The organism is Paenibacillus terricola (assembly GCF_014779765.1).
In the GTDB taxonomy this organism is placed as follows: domain Bacteria; phylum Bacillota; class Bacilli; order Paenibacillales; family Paenibacillaceae; genus Paenibacillus_T; species Paenibacillus_T terricola.
In genome coordinates this window covers 249,638-270,098 of record NZ_JACXZA010000003.1, presented here as the reverse complement: position 1 = coordinate 270,098, position 20,461 = coordinate 249,638, and the positions used below count along the sequence as shown (strand labels likewise).

20 protein-coding genes and 1 tRNA gene are annotated in these 20,461 nt (G+C 49.0%); 18 read left to right on the top strand and 3 right to left on the bottom strand.

Translation table 11 applies throughout. The features are described from left to right. Positions 1 to 56: 56 nt before the first annotated feature. From mutM to H8B09_RS13420, 4 genes are all read left to right on the top strand, one after another. Positions 57 to 953, top strand: coding sequence for a DNA-formamidopyrimidine glycosylase (gene mutM, locus H8B09_RS13435; protein ID WP_191204043.1), 897 nt, complete (start codon positions 57 to 59; stop codon positions 951 to 953). A gap of 156 nt (positions 954 to 1,109) precedes the next feature. Next, the gene (locus tag H8B09_RS13430; RefSeq protein WP_191204042.1) at positions 1,110 to 1,817 is read left to right on the top strand and encodes an MntP/YtaF family protein; all 708 of its coding nucleotides are present in this window, start codon (positions 1,110 to 1,112) and stop codon (positions 1,815 to 1,817) included. Between the two features lie 24 nt (positions 1,818 to 1,841). Next, entirely contained in the window at positions 1,842 to 2,438 is a 597-nt protein-coding gene (gene coaE, locus H8B09_RS13425) for a dephospho-CoA kinase (RefSeq protein ID WP_191204041.1), read from the top strand. Between the two features lie 14 nt (positions 2,439 to 2,452). After that, positions 2,453 to 3,040: a lytic transglycosylase domain-containing protein gene (locus tag H8B09_RS13420; protein WP_191204040.1), complete on the top strand. Its 588-nt coding sequence runs from the start codon at positions 2,453 to 2,455 to the stop codon at positions 3,038 to 3,040. A 133-nt stretch (positions 3,041 to 3,173) separates the two neighbouring features. Here the strand turns inward: H8B09_RS13420 and H8B09_RS13415 are convergent, their stop codons facing one another. After that, the gene (locus tag H8B09_RS13415; protein WP_191204039.1) at positions 3,174 to 3,389 is read right to left on the bottom strand and encodes an alpha/beta-type small acid-soluble spore protein; all 216 of its coding nucleotides are present in this window, start codon (positions 3,387 to 3,389) and stop codon (positions 3,174 to 3,176) included. Positions 3,390 to 3,504: 115 nt separating this feature from the next. Between H8B09_RS13415 and nrdR the strand changes: the two genes are divergently transcribed. From nrdR to H8B09_RS13400, 3 genes are all read left to right on the top strand, one after another. Next, a complete protein-coding gene (gene nrdR, locus H8B09_RS13410; RefSeq protein ID WP_191204038.1) occupies positions 3,505 to 4,005 on the top strand; it encodes a transcriptional regulator NrdR in 501 nt (166 codons plus the stop codon). Positions 4,006 to 4,117: 112 nt separating this feature from the next. After that, positions 4,118 to 4,193 (top strand) — tRNA-Ala (locus tag H8B09_RS13405). Between the two features lie 889 nt (positions 4,194 to 5,082). Continuing rightward, on the top strand, positions 5,083 to 5,625 hold the full coding sequence (locus tag H8B09_RS13400) for a hypothetical protein (protein ID WP_224753578.1): 543 nt from the start codon (positions 5,083 to 5,085) through the stop codon (positions 5,623 to 5,625). Positions 5,626 to 5,734: 109 nt separating this feature from the next. Here H8B09_RS13400 and H8B09_RS13395 read toward each other — a convergent pair whose 3' ends face one another. Further along, on the bottom strand, positions 5,735 to 7,066 hold the full coding sequence (locus H8B09_RS13395) for an LLM class flavin-dependent oxidoreductase (RefSeq protein WP_191204037.1): 1,332 nt from the start codon (positions 7,064 to 7,066) through the stop codon (positions 5,735 to 5,737). A 241-nt stretch (positions 7,067 to 7,307) separates the two neighbouring features. Here H8B09_RS13395 and H8B09_RS13390 point away from each other — a divergent pair, with 241 nt between their 5' ends. The 11 genes from H8B09_RS13390 to H8B09_RS13340 all read left to right on the top strand — a co-directional run bounded on the left by H8B09_RS13390 (position 7,308) and on the right by H8B09_RS13340 (position 18,210). Then, positions 7,308 to 8,093, top strand: a complete 786-nt coding sequence (locus tag H8B09_RS13390; RefSeq protein WP_191204036.1) for a methionine ABC transporter ATP-binding protein — start codon at positions 7,308 to 7,310, stop codon at positions 8,091 to 8,093. Next, entirely contained in the window at positions 8,090 to 8,758 is a 669-nt protein-coding gene (locus H8B09_RS13385) for a methionine ABC transporter permease (protein ID WP_191204035.1), read from the top strand. The genes H8B09_RS13390 and H8B09_RS13385 overlap by 4 nt, the downstream gene beginning before the upstream one ends. Positions 8,759 to 8,830: 72 nt before the next feature. Further along, complete coding sequence (locus H8B09_RS13380; protein ID WP_191204034.1) at positions 8,831 to 9,721, top strand: MetQ/NlpA family ABC transporter substrate-binding protein; 891 nt, start codon at positions 8,831 to 8,833, stop codon at positions 9,719 to 9,721. 22 nt (positions 9,722 to 9,743) lie between these two features. Beyond that, the gene (locus H8B09_RS13375; protein ID WP_191204033.1) at positions 9,744 to 10,289 is read left to right on the top strand and encodes an OsmC family protein; all 546 of its coding nucleotides are present in this window, start codon (positions 9,744 to 9,746) and stop codon (positions 10,287 to 10,289) included. A 433-nt stretch (positions 10,290 to 10,722) separates the two neighbouring features. Next, positions 10,723 to 11,922, top strand: a complete 1,200-nt coding sequence (locus H8B09_RS13370) for an NAD(P)/FAD-dependent oxidoreductase (protein ID WP_191204032.1) — start codon at positions 10,723 to 10,725, stop codon at positions 11,920 to 11,922. 26 nt (positions 11,923 to 11,948) lie between these two features. Next, positions 11,949 to 12,518, top strand: a complete 570-nt coding sequence (locus H8B09_RS13365; RefSeq protein ID WP_191204031.1) for a hypothetical protein — start codon at positions 11,949 to 11,951, stop codon at positions 12,516 to 12,518. A 4-nt stretch (positions 12,519 to 12,522) separates the two neighbouring features. Beyond that, positions 12,523 to 13,929 carry an MBL fold metallo-hydrolase gene (locus H8B09_RS13360; protein WP_191204030.1) on the top strand — a complete coding sequence of 469 codons (1,407 nt, stop codon included), beginning with the start codon at positions 12,523 to 12,525 and terminating at the stop codon, positions 13,927 to 13,929. A gap of 77 nt (positions 13,930 to 14,006) precedes the next feature. After that, the gene (locus H8B09_RS13355; RefSeq protein ID WP_191204029.1) at positions 14,007 to 15,041 is read left to right on the top strand and encodes a PAS domain-containing sensor histidine kinase; all 1,035 of its coding nucleotides are present in this window, start codon (positions 14,007 to 14,009) and stop codon (positions 15,039 to 15,041) included. Continuing rightward, the gene (locus H8B09_RS13350) at positions 15,016 to 15,654 is read left to right on the top strand and encodes a response regulator (protein ID WP_191204028.1); all 639 of its coding nucleotides are present in this window, start codon (positions 15,016 to 15,018) and stop codon (positions 15,652 to 15,654) included. The genes H8B09_RS13355 and H8B09_RS13350 overlap by 26 nt, the downstream gene beginning before the upstream one ends. Before the next feature lie 458 nt (positions 15,655 to 16,112). Next, on the top strand, positions 16,113 to 17,594 hold the full coding sequence (locus tag H8B09_RS13345) for an Lsa family ABC-F type ribosomal protection protein (RefSeq protein WP_191204027.1): 1,482 nt from the start codon (positions 16,113 to 16,115) through the stop codon (positions 17,592 to 17,594). A 388-nt stretch (positions 17,595 to 17,982) separates the two neighbouring features. Further along, entirely contained in the window at positions 17,983 to 18,210 is a 228-nt protein-coding gene (locus H8B09_RS13340) for a DUF2798 domain-containing protein (RefSeq protein ID WP_191204026.1), read from the top strand. Positions 18,211 to 18,575: 365 nt separating this feature from the next. On the opposite strand, the gene H8B09_RS13335 is transcribed toward H8B09_RS13340, so the two are convergent. Further along, complete coding sequence (locus H8B09_RS13335) at positions 18,576 to 20,456, bottom strand: LTA synthase family protein (protein WP_191204025.1); 1,881 nt, start codon at positions 20,454 to 20,456, stop codon at positions 18,576 to 18,578. Positions 20,457 to 20,461: the final 5 nt, after the last annotated feature.

Below are 20,461 nucleotides of genomic sequence, written 5' to 3'. Positions count from 1 at the left end.
GTACCATCCAACTACACGTACGGATACGGTATAATGGGCATTGAGGTGAAGACAACATGCCAGAATTGCCAGAGGTAGAGACAGTCTGCCGAACATTGAATCAATTAGTCGCAGGCAAGACCATCACTGAAGTTACAGTGAGTTTGCCGCGTATAATAAGACGCCCCTCCGAGCCTGTCGAATTCGCCGGTGCACTTGCCGGACAGACGATTCGCTCGGTAGAGCGGCGGGGTAAATTTATAAGGATCGTCATGGACGATCTTATTCTCGTCTCCCATCTGCGGATGGAGGGACGGTATGGTGTCTATCCATCGGACGAGCCGGTGGAGACGCATACGCATGTGATTTTTCATTTTACCGACGGTACAGAGCTTCGATATAAGGATGTTAGACAGTTCGGCACGATGGACTTATTCACGCGAGGCGAGGAATGGGTAATGCCTCCGCTGAATAAGCTTGGATTAGAGCCATTGGGCGAGGCGTTCACGCTGCAGTCGCTTCGTGAAACGCTTAGCAAACGGACAACGAAATTAAAGCCGCTGCTGCTGGACCAAGCGTATATCGTAGGTCTTGGCAACATCTATGTCGATGAAGCGCTGTTCCAAGCAGGACTCCACCCAGAGCGGACAGCGGATACGCTTAAAGCTGCGGAGTGGTCGAAGTTGTATGACGCGATTCGCGATACGCTCGGCAGAGCGGTAGAAGCGGGCGGATCATCCATCAAGTCGTATGTGAATGGACAAGGCGAGATGGGTATGTTCCAACACTCGCTGCTCGCATATGGTCGCGGCGGAGAGCCATGCCAGACATGCGGCACGACGATTGAGAAGTTTGTAGTCGGCGGCCGCGGTACGCATATTTGTCCGAAATGCCAGCCGAAGCCGCGCAACGCTTCTGCCCAGAAGGCAGGACGTCAAGAACGGCCGAAAGGCAGTTCACCCAAAATTCATTAAGGATGTATTGCCGCTTTCCGCCTCTCTGTGCGGTTAGCACATGCGCGATATCCCCGCATATGATGGTCTATCGACATAGGCGATTGTTCCACGCACAGCTGTTCGCATCATGGTCAGCTTGAGATTGGAACGATCCTCTGCGGGGAGGGACAACGGTTGTTCGCGCATTTGGCATCACTGCTGCTGCTGTCATTCGCCGTCAGCCTTGACGGCTTCGGCGTTGGCGTAACGTATGGACTGCGGCGCATCCGAATTCCAATTGTTTCTGTAATTATTATCGCCTGCTTATCCGGCATTGTGATCTGGTTGTCGATGGCGGTTGGCGGTTTTATTACAGATTATTTGTCGCCAGTTGTTGCCCGTATTATTGGTGCATCTATTCTCATTGCGATAGGCTTATGGGCGCTGCTGCAGTTAAAGCGTAATCGGGAGCGGGACCGCGCACAGGAAGAGGCCGAGAACGAACCGACGGCTGAAGCTGCGATCGTATCCGTGGAGTCTGAATATGATGCAGCCAGCGGTAAGACGCTCGTAAGTTTAGAGCTGAAGCAGCTTGGTATCGTGATTCAAATTTTGCGTAAGCCGCAAGTGGCTGACGTAGATAAGTCGGGAAGCATCTCTGCATCGGAGGCGCTGCTGCTTGGTGTTGCGCTGTCATTCGACGCTTTCGGCGCAGGTCTCGGAGCGGCTATGATCGGTCTTCAGCCAACTGTGACAGCAGTTGTTATTGCATTGTCTAGTGCAGTGTTTCTGGTTGCAGGGATGCGTGTCGGGTTCAAATATGCGGGCTGGCGGGGCATGCAGACATTGTCCGCGCTGCCCGGAATGATGCTTATTGTGATGGGAATTATAAAGCTGTTCTAGCGGTCTGACGAGAGGGGTACAAGTATGAGAATCGGGTTAACCGGCGGCATCGCCTGCGGCAAGAGCACAGTATCTGCAATGCTCACTGAGCTTGGCGCACATATCGTTGATGCCGACCGGGTGGCCAGAGAGGTCGTTCTTCCAGGCGAGCCGGCGCTGCAAGCGATTGCGGAGAAGTTCGGACAAGCTGTGCTGAGTGAGGATGGAACACTGAATAGGCCGGCGCTTGGCAGCATTGTGTTTGGACAAGCTGAACGTCTGCGCGAGCTGGAGGCTATCACCCACCCGGCAATCCGCAAACGTATGCGCGAGCAGATGGAGCAGGCTGAGCGGCTGGCAGTTGATCCGATTGTTGTTGCGGACATTCCTCTGCTATATGAGACAGAGCAGCAATCGTCATATGCGGGAGTCATCGTCGTCTATGTACCGCATGAAGTGCAGCGCGAGCGACTCATGAATCGCAACGGGCTGGCGGCAGAAGAAGCAGAACGACGAATTGGACTGCAGATGGACATCGAGCAGAAGCGCAGGTTGGCCGACTGGGTCATTGATAACAGCGGAACGCTGGAGGAGACTCGGAAGCAGGTTCAGCTGCTGTGGGAACTGCTTAGGAGTAAGTAGAAGGGGCTGTAATTATGAGACGACGTCGGAAGCGAAAACGACTGTTTCTGCTGCTCATTATAGGGTTCCTTGCATTCCTGTTCATCCGATCGGATTGGATAGGCAAATGGATGTATCCGATTCATTACCAAGCAGATATACGGGCCAGCGCGTTGAATTACGATCTTGATCCGCTGCTCATTGCAGCGATCATACGGGTGGAGACCAATTACTCGACCGGCAAGGATTCCAAGAAAGGCGCACTCGGCTTGATGCAGATAATGCCGGATACGGCTGATTGGGTCATTCAGAAGGCAGGATTCTCGAATGTATCGGAAGACACGCTGCGGCACCGCGCTGACGTAAGCATCCAGATTGGATCGTGGTATTTGAGCAGCTTGCATAGACAGTTTGATGGCAATACAACCGTTGTAGTGGCAGCTTATAATGCAGGACCGGGAAATGTAAGCAAGTGGCTGAACAACGGCACGTGGGATGGCACCAAAGAATCGGTAAGCGATATTCCGTACGGCGAGACGCGGCACTATGTACAACGGGTCTTTTATTATTATAATAAATATAAGCGGCTATATCCGGAGTTCGCTGACCAGGAAGTCGGTTAGGAGGACGAAACGCGCAAGTGCGGCATCGTCTATGAAGGGTGAAGGTCGGGGTCAAATGCAATAAAGCCTCGGACAAGCCCACCAAGACGTTATGCACGTCTTGATAGGCTGTCCCAAGCATGTCTAGAAGATATTAGCGAGTCGTGCCTGCGAGCGATTGCTCAGCGATTTGCACGAGTTTACGCGTAATGCTGCCCCCGATGGAACCAGCGTCTTTAGTCGTGAGGTTACCATAGTAGCCGTCTTGCGAAAGGGAGATACCCAGTTCGGCTGCAACCTCGTATTTCAGTTGGTCGAGCGCTGCGGAAGCTTGTGGTACAACCAGTTGGTTACTGTTACCTTGGCTCATTGTCGTTCACCTCCTTGCGGTTGGTAACTGTATTATGTGCGTTATTGTGAACTTCATTACAGGTAACCTTTGGAATTTCAAAAAAAGTTGACCTAGCGTCTTGGAGGATTCCCAAATGAGATGTCCATATTGTGATTATGCCGGCTCCAAGGTGCTTGATTCGAGGCCGGCTAACGAGAACAAATCGATTCGTCGCAGACGTGAGTGCGAGAAGTGCAGTCGCCGTTTCACAACCTTCGAGATGATCGAAGAAACGCCGCTCATCGTTATTAAGAAAGACGGAAGCCGCGAAGAATTCAGTCGCGAGAAGCTATTGCGCGGTCTGATTCGCGCATGCGAGAAACGTCCGGTTCCGGCAGAACGACTCGAAGTTGTCGTCTCTGAAGTCGAGAAGGAGCTGCGTACGACTGCTCATGCCGAGATCGAAAGCCGCATCATCGGCGAGCTTGTGATGGAGCAGTTATATCCCGTTGACGAAGTCGCATACGTCCGCTTCGCATCGGTATACCGCCAATTCAAGGACATCGATATGTTCATGAAGGAACTGAATACGCTGCTGTCCAAGCATCCATTATCGGGTGGTTCGGGCGCGATAGGCGGGTCGAAGAAGGAGTAATGAAGCAGCGTGATTTGCGTCTGAGAAGTGGGAAGGATGATGATTGACACTTTTCAATGCTGCGTGCTAATATTTTCCTATTGACGACATTTGGCTGCTGTATGCAGCCCACGGGGCCTTAGCTCAGCTGGGAGAGCGCGTCGCTGGCAGCGACGAGGTCAGGGGTTCGAACCCCCTAGGCTCCACCAAATAAACAATCAAACCACGTCCATTGGACGTGGTTTTCTGTTAATTTGGGGACTGCCTAGGGGTGAGAACCCCTAATGGGGTTCGCCCGCGCGGACGGAGTGAATGAGTAGGCGTCAAATGAGTAAGCTTCACGGAGGAGCACGGCGTCTGAATCTACCGCTAAAATCTGCGAAGGATAAGCTTCGACAGCCTACAATAAGGATTCATACATCCCATGATGGATCATCGTGCTGAGCAAGATGAAACCCCCTAGGCTCCACCATAATAAAATAAACAGGTCCACGATATATTTCGTGGACTTATTTTATTTGGTGGGCTAGGCTTAGGGGTGAGAACCCCTAATGGGTTCGCCCGCGCGGACGAAGTGGATGAGTAAGCATCACGAGAATCATCGAACGAAGGAGCACGGCGTCTGAATCTACCGCTAAAGTCTGCGAAGGATGGGCTTCTTCAGCCTACAATAAGGATTCATACATCCCCCTAAGGGAGTGGGTGAAAGGCTTCGAAGAGTAGACATCGAATGGACGAGCACGGCGTTTGAATCTACCGCTAAGTCTGCGAAGGATGGGCTTCGTCAAGCGGAGTACGGGATGGGCGATCGCAGAGGGTTTGAACGAAATATCATACAAATCAGCGCGCGGGATGGACGATCGCAAAGGTTTTGTATGAAATATCGTATATAGTCCCATACAAGGCCGCTTTTCGCCGCAAAGATAGTTGCTTCATGAGGGTTTATTTCGGTATGATTGGCGTATGCAAGTTAAATGTGGCGAAGCACGCCCCGGTTTCCTTTCTAGCGTGAAGGGAATCGGGGCTTATTTTGTTAGTCGGGAGAGGTGATGCAGTCTGAGTTTCGAGATCGAACATGAGTTGTGGATTAAGACACATATGTCCAAACGCCATGGGGAGCGAAAAGATACTCTGAAGAGAGGTCATGGCTTCGGTAATCGAATGTTTGCGGAACAAATATGGTGGGAGCTTATAGGGCATTTTGATGGCTTATATCCGGAATATGAGGTTAAAGATTGGCGGGGGCGGTCGTATTTCGTAGACTTTATGTGGATCATAGGGAGTCTGCGGTTCGTCATCGAAATTATGGACTATGGTTCGCATGGCACGGATCGCTCGAAATATCGAATGGATTTGAATAGAGGATTGTTTCTTCAATCCCAAGATTGTTATGTAATCTCGATAGCGCTGGATGAAATGAAAGAGAATCCATCCTTCGTGCTCGCCATGGTTCGGAGCATTCTAGCCCCTTATCTAGCGGCAGCGGGAGGGAAGAATGGGATGGATCATCGCAAATATATCAAAATCGAACGTCAGTTGATGCAATTGGCGATTCGATATCATCGTATCATCAGTCCGTCGAAAGCGGCTGACGAACTTGAGGTCCACAAGCAGACGGTAAGTACTGCCAGGGTCTTGTGAAGAAAGGGAAGCTCCGAGCAATTCCGTCAGGTACAGCAGGTAAAATATATAAATACGAGTATATCGGTTCTGTGCAAAGCATCGATTTATTATAATGGCTGTTACGAGATCAAGCGTAACGGTTTGCCGGAAACGGAAGGCCAAGATGCTCCCTCAAGGTAGAGCCGGTGTACTCGAGTCGGAATAAGCCTCGCTTCTGCAAAATGGGGACGACTTGCTCGACGAAATCCTCCAATCCGTCAGGTAACGAAGGCGCCATCAGCATAAAGCCGTCAGCAGCGCGGTTACGGAACCAATACTCTAAAGTGTCGGCAATCTTCTCAGGGGTACCGACCAGATGGTCGCTGCTGAACGATCCGGTGAGCAGGGAGTAAACCTCGCGTAGAGTCGGATTGATCCGGGAAATAACCGGCTGATGCTTTAAGTAATCGGTCTTTGTCATCGGGAGGCGATCTAGTCCGGCATCCTTAGCCCGGTCGTCTAAAGTAAAACCGGTGAAATCGACGAAGCCTTGGAAATAATCGGATAGAAAACCGATGCCGGTTTCTTCGGGAATGAGGGACTCTAGCCGGCTTCTCTTCTCTCTTGCTTCTTCTTCTGTAGAGCCGATAATGGGGGAGATGCCTTGTAGAATATAAACTTGATCCGGATTCCGTCCTGCCGCGTCCACTTTGTTCTTGAAGGCATCATAGTAAGCCCTCGCATCGTCGAAATCGTACTTGATCGAGAAGATGATCTCCCCTACTCGGGAAGAGAGTTCTTGCCTGGAATCGGAGACGCCGGCTTGAACAAGTACGGGGCGCCCTTGGGGGGAACGGCCGATATTCAGAGGACCTTCTACAGAGAAGAACTCTCCCTTGTGCTGGAGCCGATGAAGCTTGTTGCGATCAAAGAACACGCCGTTCTCCTTATCGTGGATAAAAGCGTTGTCCTCCCAGCTATCCCACAATCCGAGCACCACATCAATGAACTCATTAGCCCTTCGATAGCGGAATCCATGCTCAAGATGATCCTCGGCACTGAAATTTCTCGCAGTGTTGCCTGATAAATCGCGGGTCGTGACGATGTTCCAGCCAGCCCGGCCCTTGCTAATATGATCGACGGACATCAACAGACGAGCGAGGTTGAAAGGCTCGATGTAGGAGGTAGATGCTGTGGCGACAATGCCGATTTGCTCCGTGCTGCCGGCTAAAGCAGCGATAAGAGTGATCGGCTCGTAACGGTTTAGAATGTTGGGATGAGAAACTTCATTGATCGCTAGGCTGTCAGCTAGAAACGCGATATCGAATTTCCCTTTTTCGGCTGTTCTTACAAGCTTCTTGTAGTAGTCGATGTCAATGCTGGCACCTGCGAGAGCCTGCGGCAGCCTCCATGAGGCGACATGCATTCCGGTACCAACCAAATATGCCGATAGTTTCATTTGGCGTGTTGCGATGCTCATGATAAACCTCCTAAATCCAAGTGGTTTTGTGTGAATAGTAAGAATAGTATAATTAAAAGGTGCCTTTTTTGGGAAGATATTGACACCTTGTGAAAAATGAATTAAATTAATATAAGCACATCGGAATAATAAGAATTTAATATGTATCATTAAGCTGACCAGATATCTGGAAACTAAGTATTCGTCCTTCAATGAAGGGGGAAAGGCTTAGTTTTTTTTATTTGTATAAGGAGGTGACGATTTGATTCTCGTGGAGCAACTGAGCAAAACCTACCTGACGACAAAAGGAAGCGTCTCAGCGCTGGACCGCATCGATTTACAGATTGCCACAGGCGAAATTTTTGGCATTATCGGAGTTAGCGGAGCTGGCAAATCCACGCTGATCCGATGCATGAACCGACTGGAGGAACCGGATTCGGGGCGTATCTGGATCGGAGGCGAAGATATTACGCAATTGAGTGGTCGTAGACTTCGCAAAGCTAGGCAAAAGATCGGTATGATCTTTCAACATTTTAATCTGCTGGATGGTAAAACCGTTTATCAGAATGTTGCGTTTCCGCTCGTGGTCGCAGGTCATCCAAGGGAGCGAATTCGACAGCGAGTCCGGGAGATTCTTGACTTGGTTAAGCTGTCCGACAAGGAAGAGGCATATCCGGCGCAACTTAGCGGGGGGCAGAAGCAGCGGGTTGGCATTGCCCGCGCGCTCGCGAATGATCCAGATGTACTGCTAAGCGATGAAGCGACTTCGGCTCTCGATCCAGAGACTACCTATTCCATTCTGGAACTGCTAAAGGACATTAACCGCCAGTTGAAGCTGACGATCGTGCTGATTACTCACGAATTGGAAGTTCTCCAGCATATATGCGATAGCATGGCCGTCATCGAGAATGGGAGAATCGTGGAGACCGGTCCAGTCGCCAAATTGTTCTTGAACCCGAAGAGCGATACCGCACGAAGATTCGTAGGCGTTATGGAGCAGTATCGTGCTAGACGAGGATTAATCGAAGGACTGGGGGAGGGAATATGAAAAACGATTTATTTGAACTCCTCTGGGAAGCTCTTCGAGAGACGCTCTATATGGTGGCTTGGTCATCTTTCTTCGCCCTTTTATTGGGGTTGGCCCTCGGTATTCTGCTTGTTGTAACCGACAAAGGGCATGTCCTACAGTCCGTGCCTATCAACAAGATGATTAGCTTCCTCATCAACGGTGTTCGATCGATTCCGTTTATTATCCTGATCGTGCTGTTGCTTCCATTAGCGCGTCTGATCGTAGGAACATCGCTTGGTCCCACCGCAGCTATCGTTGCGTTATCGATCGGTGCGGCCCCTTTCCTGGGACGTATCGTGGAGAATTCGTTGAAGGAAGTAGGAGCAGGGAAGATTGAGGCGGCGATCGCGGTTGGCGCTTCGCCCATTACAATCATCTTCCGGGTTCTCATTCCTGAAGCGCTGCCTGCGCTTGTGCGAGGCGTAACCATTGCCATCATCGGAATTACCGAATTAACAGCAGTTGCCGGAGCAATTGGGGCTGGCGGACTTGGAAGTCTAGCGATTCGCTTCGGTTACCAACGATTCCGGGAGGATATTATGTTTGCCACCGTCTTGGTCATCATCCTTCTGATTCAATCGATCCAGTGGACCGGCGACGGGATATCGAAGTCCATTTACAACAGGCGTTACAAGCTCGAATAATGCTGGTTTGCGGGGAAGAGCGATTTGAGGTCTTAATAATTTTACATACAAAAATAGAAAGTAGGAGAGAAAATGTCTAAGAAAAGATTGGTTGTTCTTGTTGCCTTACTGTTTGTTGTGAGCTTAGTGGCTGCTGCTTGCGGTTCGAATAACAACGGGTCCTCCAGCAATAATTCCGAGCAAGCTTCTGCTAATCAAAATCCGAGCGACAGTACGTCCTCGTCCGCCTCCGAGCCGGTTAAAGAAGTCACATTAAAAGTCGGAGCGGCAGCTGTACCTCATGCCGAGATTTTGGAGTTCATCAAGCCTAAGCTTAAAGAGGAAGGCATTAATCTGGAGATCAAAGTACTCGACGATGAAGGGCAGTTGAATCCGGCATTGCAGGAAAAGCAGATCGATGCCAACTACTTCCAACACGTTCCTTATTTGGACTCCGTCAAAGACGAGAAGGGCTACAACTTCGTCGTGACGACAAAAGTTCATGTGGAGCCAATCGGCTTCTACTCGAGCAAGCTCAAATCCAAGGACGAAATCAAAGAAGGAGCCACAATCGGCATTCCGAACAATCCATCCAATGAATATCGTGCTCTCGTTCTCCTGCAGCAGCAGGGTCTAATCAAGCTCAAAGACGGGCTAACGACTTACGAAGCTACTCCGAAGGATATTATCGACAATCCGAAAAAGCTCAAGTTCGTAGAAGCTGATTCCGCAACATTGCCAAGATCTCTGCCGGATCTGGACGGAGCGATCATTAATACAAACTTGGTTCTGGAGGCTAAGATCGATCCGCAGAGCGCATTGTTCAGGGAAGACGCAAATTCGCCATACGCGAATGTCATCGTTGTAAGAAGCGGGGACGAGAACCGTGATGAGATTAAGAAGTTAGACGAGGCGTTAACAACACCGGAAGTGAAGAAATTTATTGAAGAGAAATACGGAGTAGCGGTTGTTCCTGCGTTCTAAACTTAGTAAAGGGGATAGAAGAATGGGAACCTTAAATGAATACTTGAAAGAGAAAAGGGAAGCACTTCTAACTCGTAGAGTTCAAGCAGAGAAACAGCCGGATCAAGTTAACGCTCTCAGCGCTAAGGTAAGAGCGTCGGGAAGAAGTGGTGTTCGGGAAATCCGAATTCGTGATTTCCAAGTCATAAGCGACAGTCCACCGGATTTCGCGGGCTATAATCTAGGCCCCTCTTCGCCTGAGCTTCAGCTTGGGGTGTTGGGAAGCTGCTTGACGCACATCGCATTAATCCAAGCAGCTGACAGACAAGTGTCGCTACACTCGCTTGAAGTAGAAGTGACAGGGGAGATGCACCCACTAGCTGGTCGTCCGGGATACGAGCATATCCCGATTTACCCTCATAACATTCACTACAAATTAATAATAGAATCCGAAGAGTCAGAGGAAACATTGCAGGCGCTCCATCAAGCGATCGAGCAGGTTTGCCCGATCTTCAACCTGCTTCGCAACCCCCAGCAAATCGAAGGACAATTGGTTGTCAGTCGTCTAAGCTCAGAAACAGTGTTGTAAAGGTCATTTTTCAGGTGAATATTGGGGCATATCCACTTTGTTGATTTGTTCTTGCCAGTCCTGCAACAGCGAGGCTGGTTACGTACAGAGTAAAAACGGTACTCTTCAAGGAAATCTATCTTACAGTGTAGTAGCCAATGGTGGTAGAGCGAGTCGTTGGCAGCTAATAGGCCAGGGCTTCGAATCGCCTATACTCCACCAAACAACAAATTTGAAGCACGCCAATTAGCTGGCGTGCTTTTTTGTTGTTTGGTGGGGCCTCATAAGGGTCAAAACAGGGTATAGCGTAGATCGCTTATCGAAGTCATAGACTAGTATTCTATGATTCGAAGACTACTTTAAATATGAGGGAATACCCCTATGGGTATAACGGAGCTTTTCCTGTACGATAGACCTATCACAACAATTCAAACCCAATGGGGAGGCTGTAACCATGGACTTCACTCATCATGCAAAGGTTGCAATAATCGGGGCCGGCTCGGCCGGCGTTTCCATCGCGGCTAGACTGATTCGAAGCGCTCCGCATTTGAAAGATCAAATCGTAATCATCGATCCGTCGAGCAAGCATTATTACCAGCCGCTCTGGACGCTGGTCGGAGGGGGTGCCGCCAAGCTGGAGGATTCGGTTCGGGAACAGGCTGATTTCATACCCGATGGCGTCAATTGGATTCAGGATGCCGTTACGGAAATCCGCCCGGATGACAATCGGCTTCTTACGCGCAGCAGTGGCGCGATTGCTTACGATTATTTGGTCGTAGCGGCGGGGCTGCAAATTTATTGGGATAAAGTGCCGGGCCTGAAAGAGTCAATCGGCAAAAACGGAGTATGCAGCAATTATTCTCCCGAATACGTGCAGAGCACTTGGGACAATATCCGAAATTTCAAGGGCGGAACGGCGATATTCACGCAGCCGAGCACGCAGGTGAAGTGCGGCGGCGCTCCGCAAAAAATTATGTATTTGGCGGATGATTATTTCCGCAAATCGGGCGTGCGAGCGAAGAGCCGCGTTGTATTCGCATCCGGTTTGCCGAATATTTTCGCTGTCAAGCGCTATGCGGATACGCTCGATCAAGTCGTCGAAAGAAAGAAAATCGACACCAAGTTCAGGGTCGAACTTATCGGTATCGACGGAGAAGGCCGGAAAGCGACATTCCAGAACTTGGACACGAAAGAAACGTTATCGCTTCATTACGATATGATCCATGTCACGCCGCCGATGGGGCCGTTCCCGTTTATCGCAAGCAGCCCGCTTGCGGACAAAGACGGATGGGTCGACGTAGACAAGCACACGCTCCAGCATAACAAATATCCGAACGTATTCGGCGCGGGCGACTGTTCCAATCTTCCGACGTCGAAGACGGGAGCGGCCATACGCAAACAAGCGCCGACGGTCGCAGCCAATCTGCTGTCGCTGATGAATGGCAAAGAACCAAAGGCCCACTACGACGGTTATACATCATGTCCGCTCGTGACCGGCTATAACAAACTGGTGCTTGCCGAATTCGATTATGATAAAAACCCAGCCGAATCGTTCCCGATCGACCAGTCGCAGGAGCGGGTGAGCATGTATTTGATGAAAAGGAACCTTCTCCCGATCATGTACTGGAACGGAATGCTGCGCGGACTTATGTAAATCTGCGTTAACAAGGAGGATGCCTAATGGCTGATCTAACTACGGATGCTCAAATCAAGGCGATATTGGAAAGCCCCGAGCACAAAGAATCGCTTCTTTATCTGATTAATAAGCTGCCCGAGCTTACGGACGCGCTGCAAATGCTCGAGGACAAAACGGCGTTCGTACGTCATGTGCTCAGCGACAAGTCGTCCTTGAGCGCATTAGCAGACGAAGCGGAGGACAAGTGGAACAGTCTTCAGCTGTCCGGCGAGCACGCATCTGCGATCCTTGCATTGACGCATAAGCTTCCCTTGCTTGTCGAATCGCTTGAGAAGGCGGAGGAAGCAGCTTCATTCGTCAAACAGGTCGTAACGGACAAGCAGTCGCTGGCCTATCTTGCGGGAAGCCTTAAGGAGCTGCCTCTCGTTCAAGAAGGAACGGACATCTTGGCCGAGACCAATTTGCGCTACCGCAATGAACAACCCTATTCCAAGATTTCGATTATGCGTATCTTCAAGCTATTGAAAAATCCAGCGCTTGTAAGCGGGTTCCGATATTTCGAGACGTTATTGGAAGTTGTTCATAAGCATGCGAAGAATAACAAAGGGGCTTGATCTTATGTTCATCCGCTCGTTTTTTGATGAGAATCTTGCGCATATGTCATATCTGGTAGGCTGCCAAAGAACTGGCGAAGCTATTGTGGTCGATCCGGCACGCAACGTGAAGCCTTATCTGGAAGCTGCGAAGAAGGAAGGCTTGCGCATAACGGCGGCGACGGAGACGCATATCCATGCCGATTTTGTATCAGGAGCCAAGCAGCTAGGCGTCCAATGCGGAGCTGAGCTGTATTTGTCGGATGAAGGCGATGAGAATTGGAAATACCAATATTTGAACGAAGTGAACCATGTGCTGCTTAAGGAAGGCAGCGAGTTTCGCATCGGCAATTTGAAATTCGAGGTGCTTCATACGCCTGGCCATACGCCGGAAAGCATCTCCTTCCTCTTGACTGACTTGGGAGGCGGGGCAGAAGAGCCTATGGGAATCTTCAGCGGGGATTTCGTGTTTGTCGGCGATATCGGCAGACCGGATTTGCTGGAGAAAGCGGCCGGCATCGTGGGCACGTCTGAAACCGGAGCTAGACAAATGTTCCAGTCGCTAAAGAAGTTCAAGGCACTTCCCGACTTTCTTCAGGTATGGCCGGCTCACGGAGCGGGTAGCGCCTGCGGCAAAGCGCTTGGCGCAGTTCCATCGTCCACGGTCGGTTACGAGAAGCGGAACAATTGGGCGTTGAAGATGGACGATGAGGAGAGCTTCGTCCGGGAGCTGCTTGCAGGCCAGCCGGAGCCTCCGAAGTATTTTGCCAGGATGAAGCACATCAATAAAGTCGGACCGGCTATCGTGCGAACGGAGGACATCGATTATATCGGCAATGTAAGCGAATTGGGCAAATTCGGTTCAGACCCTTTGCTAGTCGATACGCGTCCTTCCATCGAATTTGCCCGTGCTCACTATGAAGGAGCAATCAACATTCCTTATAACAAATCGTTGGTCAATTGGGCGGGTTGGCTGCTGGACTACGATAAAGATATCGTTCTGCTGGCCGGCGGAGCCGACGTGCCGAATATAAGACAGATGCTCGCTTCCATCGGTTTGGATCGCGTTGTCGGCGTCATAGAGCCTTTCGTCGCTCTGGTTGATCCCGAGCACAACGAGAGCTATTCGGAAATCGATGTGCATCTGCTTCATTCGCTGCTCGAGGATGACCGATACTGTCTGGTGGACGTACGCAATCAGAGCGAGTGGGAGGAAGGCAATATTCCGGGAGCCTTGCATCTTATGCTTGGAACATTGCCGGAACGGCTGCACGAATTGCCTAAAGAAAAAACCTATGTCGTTCAATGTCGCAGCGGCGCGCGTTCGTCTATTGCAGCAAGCTTGCTGCAGGCTGGCGGTTTGAAAGACGTGCTTAACGTCAAAGGCGGATACTTGGATTGGATCAAAGCCAAGCTTCCGGTATCCCAATAATGCAGAGGGACTGGCTTGGAGGTCAGTCCCTATTCCTATTAGAGCTTCGCTAGCGGAGAGTGATCACTCTGAAATTGATGAAACAGGATTTGTTGGATAAAATCTTCCTGTCCATTCAAGACGGGATCATTATCATGGACCAGCATAGGGAAGTCGTCGAGATGAATCCTGCGGCGACCAGGCTTACAGGCTGGAGGATTAAGGATAAGGTTCCGTATTGCTCTTACTGTCAGAACCGTCAAGTAGCCGAGGGAGAAGAGCGCTGTTACCTGATTTCTAGAGAAACCGTCCCTTATTTTTTGTCGGAGATGCCGACGTATCACGGGGATTTAATCGATGTGGAGATGAGTACGGCGCTTATTCTGGAGGAAGAAAACGGGAGGAAGTATTATTTATTGATGCTGAAGGATTGGACGGTCAAGCGCAAAGAAGAAGAAGCCCGCGTCTCCAAATCCATGTTGAAGCAGCTGATCGAGGCCAAAGAGCTGGAGCATAAGAGGCTGGCGCAGGAGCTGCACGACGGCGTCGGTCAATCGTTGTACAGTATCGCGATCGCGATGGATACGATCATGCAGCGGATTCATGACGCGCCATTGCATGCCTACATCGACGAAGTGCGCAAAGAACTTGGCAAAACGATGGATGATGTGAAATCCTATGCGCAGCAATTAAGGCCTCGCAGCCTGGACAGCATGGGGCTCGTTCCGACGATTGAGCAGCTGGTGCAGTCGGTACAGAACAAAATGCCCGACACTCGCTTCTCGTTTGGTTCGAACTTGGAGGGCAGGCTGCCGGCCATGGTTGAAATCAACATGTATCGAGCCGTTCAAGAAGCTTTACATAATATTATGAAATACTCGAATGCAAGCCATGTATCGATTCAAATCCAGAAGGAAGAGCCTTTCATCCACATCCATATAACCGACAATGGCGTCGGATTTCATCTAAAGGATAATAAAGAAGGAATGGGATTGCGCCATATCGTAGAACGAATGTCCCAGATAGGCGGAACGACCGAAATCCATTCGCAAATCGGCGAAGGGACGAGCATCGATATTGCAGTGCCGACCAATCAGGAGTGGGAGCATGAAGACGACAATTCTGATCGTTGACGATCATGTATTGATTCGCAAAGGGATTCGCCTGTTGCTGGAAGGGCTGTCTGGCCTTGAGATTACCGGGGAAGCATGCGACGGGACGGAAGCGATCTTGCTCGCCGAACGGCATAGGCCGGACGTCATTTTAATGGATTTATCGATGCCGGACGGCCTTGACGGTTTCGCGGCTTCGCAAATCATTTTGTCCAAATTAAAATCGACCAAAATCATCGTATTGACCATGCACGATGAGGAAATCTATGTAAGAAAGGCGCTGCAGCTTCACATTCACGGCTATTTGCTCAAGAACAGTCAGGCGAACGAAATACAAGAAGCGATTCGAGCCGTCATGAGCGGTGAACGATATTATAAGACGCAAATTCCGGAAGAGCAGCTGAGCCGTCTCATGAAGGTAGAGGGAACGGAGTCAGTCTTGACGTTAAGAGAGCGAGAGATCCTTCGATTAACGGCATTGGGTTACACGAACATCCAAATATCCCAACAGCTCTCGATCAGTCCCAAAACCGTGGAAAATCACAAGTCCAATATGATGCAAAAGCTGCAATTGAAGGACAAGCATGATTTGATCAAATATGCGATCAAGAACAAATTCATCGACCTGTTTTAAACGGCGAGCACCATAGGGTCCATACGCATAGGGATGGAACCTTTTCGGTGGAAAATTTCTGAGACCGGGTTGGGGAAGCCGTTTATGCTAATGTCCTCCACCTCGTCTGGCGGGATGGCGCTTCTTCGTAATTCCCGATACACTTCTGCGCGGTTCGCATGACTAAACGAAGGTTGTAATGCAGATGCGGGTATGCTAAAATCGACCTACACTTAACGAATGGAGTTGAAGAGGATAATGTAATATTTTCTTGCCGCTTTTTATGGAGAAGAATAGAACAAAATTGATTTGTTTTATTCTCTATTCTCTAATGGCAAGAAAGTTACCTTATTCTTTTCACTCATCGAATATAACCTTCTCCTGCCCAGTGTCGGGTTGGATTTGTCGTATTTTTTGAGCTGCAAGAAAGGTAACTTTCTTGTAGCTCATTTTATTTGGACAAAGGAGGTTGCCCATATATGTCATTGATCAGGGTAACGAATCTGACGTTTGCTTATGACGGCAGTTACGACAACATTTTTGAGGATGTAAGCTTTCAAATTGATACCGACTGGAAATTGGGCTTTACGGGGAGAAATGGCCGAGGCAAAACGACGTTTCTAAATCTGCTGCTCGGTAAATACGAGTACAGCGGAACGATTGCCGCCAACGTCAGCTTCGATTATTTCCCATTCCACGTTGAAGACAAAGAGAACAATACCATCGACATCGTCGCCGACATCTCTCCGGACTATGAACACTGGCAGCTGCTTCGCGAGTTTTCACTGTTGAAAGTGTCGGATGACGTGTTATACCGACCATTCGGATCACTCTCTAACGGAGAACAAACGAAGGTGCTGCTGGCAGCTTTGTTTTTGAAGGAAAACCATTTTCTGCTTATAGATGAACCGACTAACCATCTGGATATTCATGCTCGCAAGCTGGTCAGCGATTATTTGAAAGGCAAAAGCGGATTCATTCTGGTATCGCACGACCGGGCGTTTCTAGACAACTGCGTGGATCACGTTCTGTCGATTAACAAGACAAATATCGAAATCCAGAAAGGCAATTTTACAGACTGGTGGGAGAACAAAGAACGACAGGATAACTTTGAGATGGCCGAGAACGAGAAGTTGAAGAAGGACATCAAGCGGCTGAATGAAGCAGCTCAGCGAACGAGCAATTGGTCGCACGAAGTGGAAAAAACCAAGAACGGTACGCGCAACTCTGGCTCCAAGGTCGATAAAGGGTACATCGGACATAAAGCTGCCAAAATGATGAAGAGATCCAAATCGATCGAGCAAAGACAACAATCCCAGATCGAGGAAAGATCGAAACTGCTTAACAATGTAGAAAGCTCAGAGAGTTTGAAAATTGTTCAGATGGCGTATCACAAACAGCAATTAGTCGAGCTCGACCATGTTTCGATTCATTATGGCGAGAAGAAGGTTTGCGACGATGTCAGCTTTACAGTGGAGCAAGGAGACCGCATTGTGCTCTCCGGTCCAAACGGCTCAGGCAAATCCAGCTTGCTCAAATTGATCTGTGGTGATGAAATTCCCTATTCAGGCACGTTTCGAAAAGGGAGCCAGTTGAAAATATCCTACGTTTCGCAGGATACTTCACACTTGTATGGCAATTTGTCGGAATTCGCCAGAAACAACGAAATCGATGAAAGTCTGTTTAAATCGATATTGAGGAAATTCGATTTCTCGCGGTTGCAATTCGAGAAGGATATCGCCTCTTTTAGCGGTGGGCAGAAGAAAAAGGTGCTCATTGCAAAAAGTCTCTGCGAACAGGCTCATTTGCATATTTGGGATGAACCGCTCAATTTTATCGACGTTATTTCCCGGATGCAAATCGAAGAAGTGCTGTTGGAGCATTCTCCAACGATCCTTTTTGTGGAGCATGACATTGAGTTTTGCAAGCATGTCGCAACAAAGATTGTGGAACTGAACTGAAATAGATAACCATTGCTAGGAGGATGAAAAGGATGGAGCTAGAGATTGTAGATGATTATGTGAACCGTTTCCTGCTATGTGAGGCGGTTCACACACAAGAAACTAACAAATCGGCTGCTGGCGTTTAAACCAAACCTAATGATTGTTCAGCGCTCAGCAGCTGCTACTGTTGCTCAATGTCTCGGTCATCGCCCCGATGGGTTCCCCAAGTGATAAACTCCAGCTATCTTACCTCAATCGTAACTTCGTATAGCAACGACACCAGGCTCTCGAATGAATCATACATACCTGAGAACGAGGAACTAGACATATTCACTAGATTGCGATATATTACTCTTCATCCGATACGGTAGGAGTGTCACACAACTAGAGTCCGGAGGAAGAAGCATTGAAGCTGAATAAGAAATACGAATATATCCTTTTCACCTTTTTGATGGCATTTGGAATGTCTTGCATCATTTCATTTTTTAATTGTGTCATTAATGTTGGTTTCCATGAGGTTTTCCTTGAAAAATGGCTCGCAGCATGGAGAAATTCATTTGTAATTGCTTTTCCTGCTGCTTATATATTACCTAAAGGGATCAGGAAATTAATGAAAAAAGTTCGGTTTGTATAATGATAATGAAGCGCGCCAACAACTGAGCTGGCGTGCTTTTTTTGTGGATTTGGGAGTCCTATTAGACGAAAAAATCAAAGTATCACGTTCATGAAGTGTGATATAAGATTCAATAGAAAAGGAGATCGGGTGACCTAAGCTTCTATATTGAGAACGGTACACTGTTGAATGGGTCTGTCGTTACGTTCACGGTTGTAGTAGCTGTTCACAACGGTCTCGAATCAGTACCTACGGATAACGACAAAGCTGCAGTAGTCTGGAGTTTGCACCCTTAAAAGAGGGACGAAAATGATAAGGGGTTGTCCCTAAGGCCGTGTCGACGACCTTAGGAACAACCCTTTTGTGTATGTCGACGAGCCTAGCGGTTAAGGTCCCCGTTTCGGCAGCAACTCGACGTATTCATCGGATAAACGCATCAGATTCATGACGTAATCGTAATCCGCCTTATAAGGCGTGATGTCCTTAACCGGCTTCAACGTACGGAGGGAAGTCGCCGTACCGTCATCAAATCCTTTGCCGGGAACGAACAAGATATCGTCGTTAATAAACGATCCTGTCGGAAGGTAGTATCGGATGCCAAACACATTATGGTCGATGTTCATCAGATCATGACCGAACGCAGTGAATTGTTCGTCTTGCAGCGAAATGCCCATCAGATTGGCGATCGTAGGCAATATATCGAGTTGTCCGCCCGACTGATCGACGACCTGACCTTCTTCCATGCCAGGGACATGAATGATGAGCGGGATATTGAATCTGGAAATCTTAGAATCATACGTAATGTCGAGCTGGGATGATACCCATTCCGGATCATTATCTTGCGGCTGAAGACCAAAGTGGTCGCCATAGAAGACGACAACGGAATTGTCCCACAACCCTTCTTGCTTCAATCGGTCGATCAATGTACCGACGGCATAATCCGTATAGTTGATCGCGGTCAAATAATTGCCAAGCTGCGTTCCTTGCATCGATTCAGGCACGGTGATCTTCTTCGACTTGTCCGGCACCGTGAACGGGAAGTGGCTGGATACCGTTACGAACTGGGCATAGAACGGTGTATCGGCATCTGCCAGAGCTGACACCTTGTCAATACCAACCTTGTACAGCTCCTCGTCTGAAGCGCCGAAGTCATTAAAGTGATCATTGGTATAATACGGCTTGTCGTAATAATGATCAAAATTAAGCGCCGGATATAACTTAATACGGTCCCAGAAGGTGACAGCATTGACGTGGAACGTATTTGTTTCATAACCTTGCTTATCTAACAACCGCGGTAGGCTCGGCAGCACGCGGTCGCCGTAACCAGTCGACATTGGTATTGTACCGGTCGGGTAGATAGACGTATTAGACATAAACTCTGCGTCCGACGTATTACCTTGACCGATTTGCTGATAAACATGCGGGAAATATAGGCCTTCGTCAGCAAGCTTGTTTAAGTTAGGGGTTAGCTCCTGGCCACCGAGAGACAAGTGAATTGGAAAGTTTTGAAATGCTTCCATCTGCACGATAATCAGGTTTTTGCCTTTGGCTGCGCCGAATAAGTTCGGCTGACCAGCTTTCTTGGACTGGTACGTGAACGTCTCTTCCAGCTGTTTAATTGTCGCAGTCGTTACAGAAAGGTTGCCATTCCGGATGCGGCTTTCTTCACGGCTATCTTTGATTACAGCTGCAACCTGGTAATTCAGAAAGCCTAGCTGCTGAGCTTGGACGGTCTCATTCGAAATATCTTCATTAGCTTGGATATAGCGGCTGGATACATAGAAGCCCAATATCGCGATCAGAAGCACAGATACCTTCCAGGCGATGCCGATCCGAATACTGCGATTGCTACGACGTTTCGGTACGAACAGCAGCAACATCATGATAATCAGGTCAGCGAAGAAAATATAATCTTTCCACTCGATCGTCGATTGCACACTGGTACGAATTTGCATGACTTGATCTAACTGGAGCAAAGCCGTATAGGTCGGAAGTGACCCGAAATGCGAATAATAAATGCTAGAAGAGAACAGAATGAGCGAGACGATAAGATTAATGAGTGCGAACGCTATTCGTTTTCCCTTTTGAGGGACAATAAGCTCAAACAATCCAAGCAGCACGCATAGTGCGAAGAAGTCCGCTCCGAGCGTACTCCATACGAGACCATGGAACAAAAATTGACGGAATAGAACGAGCTTCATAAGCAGCAGCACGAACGTTGGTATGACCGGCTGCATCCTTAATCCGCGAAATGTAAAACGGTGCATGTTGT